Source organism: Fumia xinanensis, assembly GCF_014384905.1.
Classification (GTDB): domain Bacteria; phylum Bacillota; class Clostridia; order Oscillospirales; family Ruminococcaceae; genus Fumia; species Fumia xinanensis.
Window position 1 is genome coordinate 55,530 of the sequence record NZ_JACRSV010000005.1, and the last position, 13,539, is coordinate 69,068.

Below are 13,539 nucleotides of genomic sequence, written 5' to 3' on the forward strand. Positions count from 1 at the left end.
CTCCTGCTACTGGATATCTTTCCCCGAAAATCCCATAAAATAATACCCCACTTTGGGAGCCAGCATAGGTACTGCCACGGCAAACGGATTCAGCCAGATAAATCCCACTGTAAGACAACCTGCGGCCGTTCCGAAGCGGAGCAGATAACTCAAGATATAAAAAATCCTCGCGCGGGCAGCACTTTTGTCTGTAAGACGTTTGACTGTGTATGCCAGCGCAAGGTGGTTTAAGACCGCATATATCGTCCCTAACAGGAGGCCAAAAAAAATTTTACCTCCCACCTGATCCAAACATAAAGCGGAGATCAATATAAACACGGCGTCCAAGAACACCGCAGCGGCCGCAACCACGCGCAGATTGGGCGCAAATTCTTTCAACTGACATCCTCCTCCAAAGCCCTTTTATGCTTTGGGTTCTTTTTTGATCCCGTCGGTGAAGTCAATCGGAATGGTAAACAAAATACCGGTCTGAGGTTCAGACAAATCACCAATTACTTTTTTGATGACCTCTCTGATCGTCACGATTTCATCTTCTTCCGATACAAATAAAATCGTCTTGTTGTTGTCTTTTGCCGGATCCATGATAGAACGGAGATACGCGATCAGCGGATCGTCTTCGCCGGAATGAGTAAGCACCTGTGCCATACCAGAAGATTCAATAATCGTTGCGCCGCGGATTCCTGCTTCGGAGAGCTCGACCATCAGTTCATCTAATTTGTCAGTGTTGTTGAGTACGAATACTAAAAGTTTCATTTTCTGCCTCCTCTGTCAGATGTCATTCAAATGCTCAAAAAGGCGGACATAAACCTATATCCGCCTTTCGCATTGTTTAATTATAGCACATTTCCATAAAAAAGGTAATTAGAAACCGCCTTTATTAATAAAAAATTCACGAGTCGCCAACGAAGCAGCCGCAAGAAAAACGTTTTGGAGGGAAATGCCGCTCCGGGCGACCAGCTTCTTTCCGGCATAGATGGATTTTTCCTGGGCCGTCTTAATAATGTACTCCGCGAGGTATTCAAAAGCCTCTCCCTCGCCGAACAAAATAATCCTGTCAGGATCGAAAAACAGCACCATATCATGGAAAAGGGAGAGATAGGCATCACCGGTATCCCTAAAAACCTCCAACACCGGCATATCCTGAGGAATATACTCTGGCTGGCGGAACAAATCAATCACCTTCTGAAACAAGCCAGAAGTCTGTTCCCACAAAATTGGCGTTTTCTCCGGGGAATACACTTCCTTGATCCGATTCAAAAAACGCTCCTGAGAGAGTACCGCACTGACACAGCCATTCTTTCCGCACTGGCATTCCGGCTCACTATCGATTCTGTAATGCGCAATATCCAAAACGTTTCCATGAGAACCATGATAAAGCTCCTGGCCAATGCTGATTGCACAGTCAAACTCTTTTGCATACCGGATAACCAAAACGTTTTTCAACTGCTCATCAGAATTTTGGGTGTAATCGGCCTCAGCAGTAGCCACGCCGTCTATCAAAGAACCAAACGCCATCGATACGCCCACAAACATGGATAACCGTTCCTGAAGGCCGTTATAGTCCACTTCTCCGTCAGGGCCGACAGAGACCTTTAACATGCTATAATAATCCTTGCTTACACTTACGCCTAATCCGGCAACCAGGCTGGGCTTCAGATCATTTTTATACATAATATCCTGATAGAGCTTTTCAACCGCCGCAAAAATATCCTCAGCGTTGTCTTCCGGTCCGATGACTTTGGTGTGCTTTTCAATAATATCGCCTTTTAAAGTGCAAAGGCCGAAGTAAATTAACCCGTTGTCGATGACTAAGCCCATCCCCATTTTGTAGGTAGGGTTGACGTCCAGCAGGATTTTCTTTCTCCCCCTGGGAATTTTATTTCCCTTGGGAAGCTGTTTCCCTTTTTCGTAAATAATTCCCTGTTCGATCATTTCATTTGTGATGATCGTGACAGCTGCTTTAGTAATCCCGATTTTCCTCGCAATGTCAATACGGGATGTGGGTCCTTCGTTTCGCAGAAGTTTTAAAATCTGCATTCTGTTCTGTCTCTTTAAATCCAATTTGCTGATTCCATTAGTCGCCATGATCGCACCCTTCAGCCTTCCGTCTCCCTGTCATTTCGACAAGTTATTTTAGACATAATTTTCCACTTTTTTCGGACTTTTCTATTTTTATTATAACAAATAACCATAGATGAATTCTTTGCTAAATTATGAATAAAAGAAAATTATTATATTAAAAAATCATAACTTTTTTAAACAAATAATGTCCTTTTAAACTGATCATTATAGTAAGGATAGGCAGTAAACACGTCGTTTGTATCTAAAGTGCCTAATAATACTTCACTATAATTGTGCATATTTTGCTTTTCCAGTTCTTTTTTCAACCAAGATTCATCTTTTCCCATCTGTTTCAGGTTTCCGGGAATTAAATTTCCATCCACAATCACATTGGCCACAAGTTCCTGCTGCTGCGGAGAAATTTTCAGATCCTCCGTATTGACAGGGCGCTTTCCTTCTTTGGGAAGAATGCTCAGATGGCCGCTGGTCTCCATCACCACACTATAGACATCGGAAAGGTCGAAATAACCGTTATGGCGGCATTCCGCCGTTAAATCGTCCAGGTCGTACTTTGCCCGTAACATATTTTTGGGATAAATCTTCCCTTTATCCATCAATATAATTGGAGTTCCGTTGAAAAATTTGCGTGCTTTGTAGGACTTGCAGTTCCACAGTGAAATACCAGCGGCAATCAACCCGTAAATGGCCATAGCGAAAATGCAATCTATGACCGGGGTATCGGCCGCAAAGGCCATTTCCCCTGCGATAGAGCCAATGGAAATCCCGATAATATAGTCAAAAAAGGTCAGCTGGGAGATCTGTTTGAACCCCATGATTTTTGTCAGAATAAATAATGTCGTCACCGACGCAAGGCTCCTTAATAAAATTTCTCCTGATTGAAGCCAGTCAAAGGAACGAAACCAATCTAACATAGCCATTCTCCTTTATAATATTTTCAAATGTTAGTATCTTCCCAACGAAAGCAATCTAAACATAAAAAGTTGCAACAATAAATCAATTTTTTGTTCAGGACAGGCCTATAAAGTCAAAAAAATTCTATTGCATCATTTATTATTTCTACTAAAATATGAAGTACAGCATCTATCTGTATAAAAAATATGAACATGTGATAAAGATTTTAGGCTTAGCAACAAAATACTTTTTGAATTTGGCAACATATATGCCAAGATAAACATCATTTATAGAAAACATCTGGTTGTTTTACATATTTACTCGTGTTATTCTGGGAGCCCGCTGGTCTTACGGCAGAAATTGCGATATATAGAAACGGTATGCTTCACTTAGTTGTATGAAGGGACTTTTGGGGGAAGGTAGGAGATCCTCTGAAAGCCTGACATAAATAGTTTAAAAGGAGATTGATGAGATGTTGCACAAACGACTCAAAAAACGTCTTGCGATGTGTTTGTCGGCAGTTCTTGCTGTAACGTGTATGCTGAGTAGTATACCGGTACAAGCGCAGTCGCTCAGACTGGGATCTACCGATAAGGTCAATTTGGCAAGTGGTCTTACCTATGAAACCAACTGGTTAAGAGAAGATTTCAATAGTGATACCTACTCTGACTACGACCATGTCAAAATGACCGACGGCAAAAAAGCAAGCAGTATTTGGGCGGCAGAATGTGCAGGTTTTAAAAGGAGAGCATCAGATGAACCTGTTACATTCACCTTTGATTTAGGCTCAAAGAAAGAGGTAAACGAAGTAAACTTTTCCGGTTGGGACGGAAACGAAAGCGGTGTTCGCAACCCCAACCACTTCAAAGTAGAATATACCGACGACAATGGAGACTGGCAGCTCTTCTATGAAGGCGACGTTGGCCGCGCTTCCCCCGAAGGGTACGAGGTTGCCTACCAGTATGGATACGAAATGCCGGATAACGGATCTGTCACTACACAGAATATCCGTCTGTCCTTGTCATTTGACCCTTCATCCGGCGTTGCGTTTTTGGATGAAATTGAAATTTTATCCCCCGCAGCCGGTTCATCCAACCCTTCCGTTGATTTTGTAAACATTGCCTTGAACAAACCCTATACTATTACCACCCCTCATAAAGATTGGGACGCTGATCACCCGACCACAGGTAACGAGTATACCGATGGTATCTATGGAAACGGCGACTACAATGACCTTTCTTATGCACACGTTAATATTCAGGACAGCGCAGTAGACACGATCATCGAGTTTGATCTGGGCGCAGAATATGACATCAACGGTGTTCAGTTGAGCGGTTTTTACTATACCGATGCGTATATCTACACCCCTAAAAATTTCCGCCTGGAATACTTTGATGGAGCTGAATGGAAACTGCTGGTTGCTTCTCCGGAGTCAATCGGTTATCCATCGGGCATCGGCACCTTCGGCGGTGACACTTATAAAGCCGCTCTCCCCGATAGCGGCACCGTCAAGGCTCAGAAAGTCCGTCTGGTGACCCGTCCCTGGAGTACTGGCCTGTACTTCGACGAAATCGAGATTCTGGGAATCGGCAATGGCGAGGAGCCTACGCCTCCTGGCGATAAGCCTTCTATGGAATTGCCCGCCGACGACGTAGCAGTCATTTCCTCCGGTATGAAATATACAGCTGCTCCTGCAATTCAGTTTGAAAACGGCTACAGCGACTCCACCCCCTCCAAGCTCACAAATGGCAAGCTCGCTTCCTCCAAAGATGATACCTCCAGCATCGTTGGTATCAAGCTGACCGCAGGCCAGCCGCAGGAGCTGATCTTCGAGTTTACTGCTGACCAAAAATTCCGGGGCATGTCCTTCCACGGCTGGAGCGACAGCGTACTGCCCTCCTATAAAGTGGATTACCAGCTCCCCGACAGCAACTGGTCTGTCATTAAAGAAGATGCTGTCGCGGCAAACGGCCATGACTACACTGTTGACACTTTGATTGCAGGCGGCAATGCAGCCAACACCAAGAAGGTCCGCCTGACCCTCACTGCTGATCAGGATACGACGGTATATCTGGATGAAATCGCCGTATACGAGAAAAAAGTGGAGCCGCTGCCTCCTACAGTGGACCCCAACAATATTATTGGCGGCGTCAAATACACGACGAACCTGAAAGACGGAAACGCCAACGCCAGCCCGGCTGAAGGCGACTATCACCCTGGCCACCCCGATGTAGGCCGCAACCGGCTGACCGACGGCGTGAAAGCAGGCAAAGGATCTTCGTGGTCCGCTGCCGCTACCGTAGGCCTCCATGTTCCTTCTCCCGATGTCCAACATGATGATCCAAATGAAAAGCGCATTATCACGGAATTCAACATGGAAGAGGCAAGATCCTTCCAGCAAATTTCTTTCTCAAGCTTTTTGGATGCTCAAAACGGTATTTTATATCCCAGACATCTTTTAATTGAGTACAAAAGCGGAGACGGCGAGTGGATTAATCTCTTTGACAGAGACGTCAGCGTAGCTGGTGCAAGTATGACAGAGTTTATCTACCGTGTACCGGATAACGGCTCGATCGAGTGTACCGACATTCGCCTCTCCTTTACCGCTGGTAAAGATTCTGGATGCTGGCTCTTTATCGACGAAATCGAAGTTCTGGAAAAGGCTACTTCCAATATGCCCAACCTGAACCCCGAAGCCGGTAACTGCAAAAACATTTTGCAGGGTATTCCGTATACGACAACCTTAATAAACGGAAATGCCAACGCCGACCCGAAAGAAGGAGATTACCATCCTTCTCATCTGGATCCCAATAAAAAATTCCTGACCGACGGCGTAAGAGGCAGCGACTGGATGAGCAACGGTATCCTAATGTTTGCCGCCCGCGACGCCGCCCACTCTATCCCCGGCGAATTTGTCTTTGACCTGGGCGAGGTTAAGACCTTCGAGCAGGCCAATATCGGCATTATCACCAGTGGTGATCCCGCTATTTACGCTCCTTCTAAAATCACCGTTAAAGTATCCAACGATCCCGGTGAAGACAAAGAGTGGAAAATGGTTGGAAATTACAAGTGGAAAGACTCAAAAGAGCAAGGTAAAGAAGTGGTTTTGGTCGCCCCCGACGGCGAACCCATCGAAGCCCAGTATGTGATGGTTGAATTCTATCACAACGAAGCTTGGATCTGCGTAGATGAAGTTCAAATCTACGACCACCCCACCGGCCAGGATGCCGACGCTGCTCTCACTCTAAAACAGCCCCCTCTGGAAATGCTGAGAGACACCCCTCCCACCATTTCTGAGGACGGCACACATGTCGTTTTGCCCGAATCCCCCTCTGAGTTCTATGACATTGAACTTTTTGGCTCGGACAACAAAACGGTTGTTGATTTGGATGGAAATATCCACACTCCTCTCTTTGATACAACTGTCAATCTGATGTATAAAGCTGTATTAAAAGAGGACCCCACCAATTTTGAAAAAGGCGACTACAACGTCCAGATTACCATTCCCGGAAAATATTCGGTAGAAAACGGCGACAACGAAAAGCCCGACACTCTGCCTGCTCTCCGCGAATGGAAAGGCGGCAACGGCGAGTTTACTCTCACCGATACTTCCGCCATTGTCATCGCTCCTTCTGCCGATGCAAGAACTGAAGAAATCGCCAACGATGTAAAAGATTTCTTCAAGGATATGCTGGGCAGAGAGATTGCTGTGAAAAAAGGCGAAGCCGCAGCAGGCGACGTTTACCTGAAACTGGATTCCTCCATCCCCGAAATGGGCGAGGAAGGCTATTACATGAACGTCACTGATAAAGTCGTCATCACCTCTCCTCGCTACACCGGATTGCTGTACGGCGGCATTACTGCGACTCAGATTCTCTACGACGACGAAGACCATCTGAACATTCCTCAGGGTATCGCCCGCGACTACCCCATGTACGAAGTTCGCAGCGGTATGGTGGACGTGGCTCGTGCCTTTGTCCCCATGGATTACCTGAAGGAAATAACCCGGTACTTCTCCTGGTTCAAGCTCAATGAACTTCACCTGCACGTCAACGACCGCGGTGAAAACAATTACCAAGCTTTCCGTATCGAAAGTGATCTGGAAGGTCTTACCGCTACCGACGGTTCTTACTCCAAAAAAGAATACCGCGAATATCAGAAAGAGGCTCTCAAATACGGCATCCACATCGTTACCGAATTTGAGACTCCCGGCCACGCAAACAGCTTTGGCAACATTCCCGGTATCTCGATGCTCGACCCCTCCCACATCAACATCGGAGACGAAGCATCTGTCAACATCGTCAAGAGCCTCTTTGATGAAATGCTTGGCGGAGACGATCCTGTCATCATCAAGGAAAACAAAGTAGTCCATATCGGCACCGACGAGTACGCCTATAACGACAACAACAGCCAGGCGATCCGCGATTATACTTATGACATCGCAGAATATGTCAAGAGCCTTGGCTACACCCCCAGGTTCTGGGGCGGCCTCTGGGGCAACTCCGGTTTGCCCAACGGCGTTACCACCACTACCGGTATCCAGACAAACTTCTGGGCTCATGACGATCCCAAATACAATGTCAACTACCAGACCCTTTATGACGCAAACTACGACGTTGTAGCAACTGTAAACGAACTCCTTTACATGGTTCCCGGCGGCAGCGCCTTCGTCGATTATCTCGACCTGACAAAGCTTTACAATCAGTGGAATGTCAACTGGCTGACACTGAACGGATCTATCCGGATGCCCCTCGGCCATCCTCAGACCCTGGGTGCAGAATTTGCTGTCTGGAACGATAAACACACTTCCGGCGGCGGATTGTCTTACCATGACGTCTTCCAGCGTGTAAAATACGGCGTTGTCCTTCTCTCCGAGAAGAACTGGCAGGGTGAACCCACCGAGGGCCAGAACGCCAGAGGATTCCTGGACAGAGTTGCTAAGTTCTGGAACACCGTTCCCGGCGTAAACCCTAACCGTTATATTGAAAGCGAAACCGGTACTTTGGTCGATTACGACTTTGAGTCGGTAAACGGCACTACTGTAAACGACCATTCTGGCAACGCATATGACGCCACTTTGACAAACGGCTCCATCGTCGACGGCAAAGACGGCAAAGGCGTTTCCCTGAGCGGTAACGGATACCTTTCCCTTCCCATGGATGGCATAGGCTTCCCCTATACTGTTGAATTTGATATTAAACTCAATAGTGCTCCTTCTAAAGATGCCACCCTCTTCAGCGGCAGAGATGCCACTTTCTATCTGAACATGGACGGCACTGGAAAAATGGGCTTTAAACGTGACGGTTACGTCATGGGTACCTCCCACGGCAAATCCCAGGCTGTATTTAGGCCCGACGGTTACGCCTATTCCTTCGGCTATGAACTTCCTGTAGGTGAATGGGTCCATGTGAAGATCAGCGGCGGTAAGCAATTTACTACTCTGACTGTAAATGGTCAGGAGTACAAAGCTGAGATGCAGAACTCCATCGTCGGAAACATCAGCATGAAACCGACTGAATTCAGCTCCACCGCCATTTTGCCCACTGCCAAGATCGGCGACAAGATGGACGGTATTCTCGATAACCTGAGCGTCGTAGATCCCACAAGAAGTGAGGAAGCTCAGCGCAATCCCAACCTGGCTCTCAACTGTACTGCCTCCATGTCTACCCGTGAGGTTGACTACACCTTCGGCCCCGATATGGCAGTAGACGGCAATACCGCTCTGGAAAGCCGCGCATCCTTTAGCAAGGAAGAAGACTACCAGTGGCTCAAGATTGACCTGGGCAAGGTACAGGATATCAACAGAGTCGTTTTGTACTGTGGCGAGGAAGCAAAAGAGTATAAAATCTCCATTTCCGAAACCGGAAATGACGGCGACTGGCATGAAATCTTCTACAAACTCGTTGAGGGAGATGCCGGTGCAAAATATCTGCCTCCTTACATTATTGACTTTGATACCACCAAAGCAAGATACATCAAATACGAGCAGCTGCAGCGTTTCTGGAGCCCCTTGTACAATACCTACTACAGCGGCGGTGTCTCTGAAATTGAAGTCTATAACATGAAGGGCGCATACGATATTACCATTGCTCCCACAGAAAACGGCACAGTTACCGCAAACAGACAGACTGCTGACGAAAATGAGGTCATCACCCTGGCCGTCACTCCCGACAGCGGATACAAAGTGAAGAGCGTCGCAGTGAACGGAACTGCTATTACTCCTGTTGACGGCGTATACTCCTTCACCATGCCGAAAAAACATGTTACTGTAACAGCGGAATTTGAGGCAGACACTACTGTCGTCACCTACAGCGTCACTGTAACTGACGGTACCGCCAATCCTGCTAAGGCTGCCGCTGGCTCCACCATCACTCTGACTGCAAACGCACCGGAAACCGGCAAGCAGTTCAAAGAGTGGCAGGTAAGCCCCTCCGTTGCCTTTGTGGACGGCACTACCGCAAACGACGCTACTGCAAAATTCACCATGCCTGCAGGCAATGTAACCGCAACTGCTGTTTACGAGGATATTCCTGTTGTCACCTACAACGTAACGATTTCTTCGACGGCAAACGGCACCGTCACCGCCGACAAGCAGACGGCTGCTGAAGGCGATACTGTTACTTTGAACGTCAAACCTGCCGACGGATACTCCATCGAAAGCGTAAAAGTCAACGGTACTGCAATCACCGCAACAAGCGGCGTATATTCATTCACCATGCCTGCTGAGGATGTAACTGTTACGGCAACCTTTAAGAAGAACGACACCGAATCTTCTTACAACATCACCGTGACTCAAGTCACTGGCGGTATAATCACTCCTCAGAAGACCTCTGCCAAGGCAGGTGAAACTATTCGCGTGAGCATTGCTCCGGATACCAACTACTACCTTGAATCCCTCTACTGCAATGACGAAGAGCTGGTTGCATACTTTGGTGTTTACTCCTTCGTAATGCCTGCAGAAGATGTAGTTTTGGTCGCATCCTTTAAACCATACGGTGGTTCCAGCGGCGGCTCCGGTGGCGGCTGGATCGGCGGAGGCGGTTCTTCCAGACCTACCGAGCCCACCACTCCTGAAAAGCCCACCCCCACATCTCCCACCTGGGAAGAGGTTGACGGCGTCTGGAAGCTCAAAGGCATCGACGGCGACTACCTGACCGGCTGGCAGAAAGTGGACGGCGCCTGGTACTATCTGGGTGCAAACGGCGCTATGAAAACCGGTTGGTTCCAGGACGGCAACAACTGGTACTACTTGAAATCCAACGGCGTCATGGCTACTGGTTGGCTGAAACTCCAGAACACCTGGTACTATCTGGGTGCAAACGGCGTTATGAAAACCGGATGGCTCTTTGACAATGGCGTTTGGTACTACCTCTACAACTGGGGTGGCATGGCCAACACAAGCTGGGTCAAAGTAAACAACGCTTGGTACTACTTTAGAGGAAACGGCTCGATGATGACCGGATGGTTGCTGCAGGGCAACACCTGGTACTATCTGAAGGGCGACGGGGCTATGGCAACCGGCTGGAACTGGGTAGGAAACAAGTGCTACTACTTCAATTCCAGCGGCAAGATGGCTCAGAACACCACCATTGGCAGCTATCGTGTCAATGCCAACGGTGAGTGGATCAAATAGCCTGGCTATTCCTATAGCTCAGACGCTGTTCAATTAGCTCTCCTTTTTGCTATAGTTATATTCTCCACAGAAAAAGGCCCCGATTAATCGGGGCCTTTTTCCTATGTAGAATGATATGTGTCCATGTCATCTATAACAATAAAAAACAGGGGAAAATCCCTCTTCCCCTGTTTTACACAATCATGGTTATTCAACTTTCATCGTCCATCCAAACGGGTCCGGACACTTGCCCCATTGGATTCCCGTCAGCTCATCGTAGAGCCGCTGGGACAGCTCGCCGATTTTTCCATCGGAAAGCTTCATATCGATGTCCTTGTATCGGAGCAATCCCACCGGAGAGATGACTGCAGCTGTGCCGCTTCCAAACATCTCGGTAAAATTGCCTTTTTTATAAGCCTCCAGCAGTTCATCCACAGAAAGCCTTCTCTCACTGACCTTATAGCCCCAGCTACTCAGCAGCTCAATAACCGATTTTCTTGTAATGCCGGGCAAAATACTCCCCTGTAACGCGGGAGTGACCACTTCATCCCCCAACACAAAGAATACGTTCATAGCGCCGACTTCTTCAATGTACTTTCTCTCCACGCCATCCAGCCACAGCACCTGGGAAAAACCTTCCTCCGCAGCAACATCCTGTGCTTTCAGAGATGCGGCATAGTTTCCGCCGGTTTTGGCAAAGCCCATGCCGCCGCGCACTGCGCGGACGTACTCGTTTTCCACAAAAATGCTCACCGGATTGAGGCCAGTGGCATAATATGCCCCTACCGGGCACATGATAATGAGAAACTTATACTCAGAAGATGAATGGGCCCCCAATGAAGGCTCTGTTCCGATGACAAAAGGACGGATATACAAAGATGTTCCCTCCGTATGGGGAACCCAGTCCTTGTCCATTTTAATCAGTTCTAACAGCGCTTTTAAGGCAAATTCCTCATCGATCTGAGGGATGCAAAGACGTTCATTAGACCGGTTTAATCGTTTAAAGTTCTCCATAGGCCGAAATAAGTAAATTTCTCCATGGGGATTCCGGTAGGCCTTCATGCCCTCGAATGTTTCCTGACCGTAATGGAGGCATGTACAGGCCGGGCTCAGCTCTAACGGACCGTAGGGGACGATTCTCGCGTCATGCCATCCTTGTTGCTGATTCCAGTCCATTTCAAACATATGGTCGGTAAAATATTTGCCGAAGACCAGGTTGTTTTCGTCCGGTTTTTGTTTCGGCGCGGTATTCCGCACTATTTTGATTTCACTCATGGCAATCATTCCTCGATCCTCTTACAGAAATTTTTATTATTTTTTAGTATAGCACGGGGGTTTTGCCCTGTCAATTCGCAGAATGGCAAAAATAACCGTCTTAGAAGAGTCTGTATTTGACTCCAGTACCTTTATAAAAACAGCGAAGGTTTTAAAAACCTCCGCCGTTTTTTCTTAAATGTCCCGTGTGTCTCCTACGAAGAAAAGCGCCACCGTTCCCGGTCCGGAATGGGTGCCAATCACCGGTCCAATATATCCGATGACGACGTTTTTAATACCGAAGTGTTTTTTCACCAGGTCGGCCACATATTTGGCGTCGTCCTCGCAGTCTCCGTGGCTCACATAGACCACTTCGTTTTTATGAGAACCGATTCGCTCTCCCATTTTATCCACCAGCCAGTTCAGAGACTGTTTTCGGCCCCGGACCTTGCCCACGTTGATGAGCCGCCCCTCGTCGTCCACATGCAGGGTTGGCTTGATGCCCAGCGCTGTGCCCATAATAGCAGTCATTTTGGACACCCGTCCGCCCCGGTGGAGAAAATGCAGATCGTCAACAGTAAAGTTGTGGCAGAATCGGAGTTTTTCCGCTTCAATAATCGCGGTGAGTTCCTCAAGGCTCTTGCCCTGCTCCTTCAGCGTGACGGCGTAGTTGAGCATCAGTCCCTGCCCCATGGACGCGGCCAAAGAATCCACTACAATAATCTTTGCCTCCGGATGCCGTTCCATCACGTCGTTAGCAGCGACAGTGCAGCTTTGATAAGTGCCGCTAAGGGCCGAAGAAAAAGCCAGATGAAAAACATCGTAGCCTTCTTCCACCAGCTTCTCAAACGCGGAAGTGGCCTTATCCAGCGAAACTTGGGCGGTTTTGGATTCTCCGCCTTCCCGAAGCTGCCGATAAAACTCCTCGATGGGTAAATTTTTTTCGCTGGCAGAATCGTACTCCATTCCGTTTAAGGTATACGTCATCCCCAGCAGGTGAACGCTGTGCTCTCTGTAATACGACATCTCCATGTCACAGGTGGTTTCGGTAGAAATAATATATTTTCTAGCTTCCAAATTGACCCCTCTTTTCCTGAAAGGCGGCAAAACTGCCTGCCTATAACTTTCTATTTTATATTATACTGGAAACGGCTGCTTTCTGCAAGAATTTTCTAAAATTTTTCCAAAATTTATGGGACAGTTTGCATAAATAATATATTTATGCACAATGATTTTTATGAAATTCTACAAAAAACAAATTGTTAAAAATTAAGTACTTGATTTTTCACAAATAACCGATAAAATAGATAGTGTTAGCACTCCGTATATTTGAGTGCTAACACTATCTGCGTAACCAAAATAATAAATATATCAAGGAGGATATGAACTATGAACATCAAACCGTTGGCAGACCGTGTCGTCATTAAAATGGTAGAAGCCGAAGAGACCACTAAAAGCGGCATCATCCTGGCTGGAAGTGCCAAAGAGAAACCCTCTGTGGCAGAAGTCGTCGCAGTTGGAAACGGCGGCATCGTAGACGGCAAAGAGGTCACCATGGAGCTCAAAGTGGGGGATAAAGTGCTCATCAGCAAATACGCCGGAACCGAAGTAAAGCTGGACGGTGAGGAATACACTATTCTCCGCCAGAGCGACGTTTTGGCAGTAGTAGAATAATCAGTTCGGAAATAGAGGAGGAATTC

Annotated in this window: 8 protein-coding genes; 2 read left to right on the forward strand and 6 right to left on the reverse strand. The window is 47.3% G+C overall.

The features are described from left to right. Positions 1 to 6 precede the first annotated feature (6 nt). The 4 genes from H8710_RS12515 to H8710_RS12530 form a co-directional block, all read right to left on the reverse strand. Positions 7 to 378: an ATP synthase subunit I gene (locus tag H8710_RS12515; protein ID WP_249296181.1), complete on the reverse strand. Its 372-nt coding sequence runs from the start codon at positions 376 to 378 to the stop codon at positions 7 to 9. A 24-nt stretch (positions 379 to 402) separates the two neighbouring features. Continuing rightward, positions 403 to 753: a P-II family nitrogen regulator gene (locus H8710_RS12520; RefSeq protein ID WP_249296182.1), complete on the reverse strand. Its 351-nt coding sequence runs from the start codon at positions 751 to 753 to the stop codon at positions 403 to 405. Between the two features lie 108 nt (positions 754 to 861). Then, positions 862 to 2,085 carry an ROK family transcriptional regulator gene (locus H8710_RS12525; protein ID WP_249296183.1) on the reverse strand — a complete coding sequence of 408 codons (1,224 nt, stop codon included), beginning with the start codon at positions 2,083 to 2,085 and terminating at the stop codon, positions 862 to 864. A gap of 170 nt (positions 2,086 to 2,255) precedes the next feature. Next, entirely contained in the window at positions 2,256 to 2,993 is a 738-nt protein-coding gene (locus H8710_RS12530; RefSeq protein ID WP_249296184.1) for a DUF421 domain-containing protein, read from the reverse strand. A 452-nt stretch (positions 2,994 to 3,445) separates the two neighbouring features. Here H8710_RS12530 and H8710_RS12535 point away from each other — a divergent pair, with 452 nt between their 5' ends. Next, the gene (locus H8710_RS12535) at positions 3,446 to 10,606 is read left to right on the forward strand and encodes an InlB B-repeat-containing protein (RefSeq protein ID WP_249296185.1); all 7,161 of its coding nucleotides are present in this window, start codon (positions 3,446 to 3,448) and stop codon (positions 10,604 to 10,606) included. Between the two features lie 186 nt (positions 10,607 to 10,792). Here the strand turns inward: H8710_RS12535 and H8710_RS12540 are convergent, their stop codons facing one another. Together H8710_RS12540 and H8710_RS12545 are read right to left on the reverse strand one after the other, a co-directional pair. Continuing rightward, positions 10,793 to 11,860, reverse strand: coding sequence for a branched-chain amino acid aminotransferase (locus tag H8710_RS12540; protein ID WP_249296217.1), 1,068 nt, complete (start codon positions 11,858 to 11,860; stop codon positions 10,793 to 10,795). Between the two features lie 174 nt (positions 11,861 to 12,034). Then, on the reverse strand, positions 12,035 to 12,916 hold the full coding sequence (locus H8710_RS12545) for a DegV family protein (RefSeq protein WP_249296186.1): 882 nt from the start codon (positions 12,914 to 12,916) through the stop codon (positions 12,035 to 12,037). A 312-nt stretch (positions 12,917 to 13,228) separates the two neighbouring features. On the opposite strand from H8710_RS12545, the gene H8710_RS12550 reads away from it, so the two are divergent. Beyond that, on the forward strand, positions 13,229 to 13,513 hold the full coding sequence (locus H8710_RS12550; protein ID WP_249296187.1) for a co-chaperone GroES: 285 nt from the start codon (positions 13,229 to 13,231) through the stop codon (positions 13,511 to 13,513). The last annotated feature ends 26 nt before the right edge of the window (positions 13,514 to 13,539 follow it).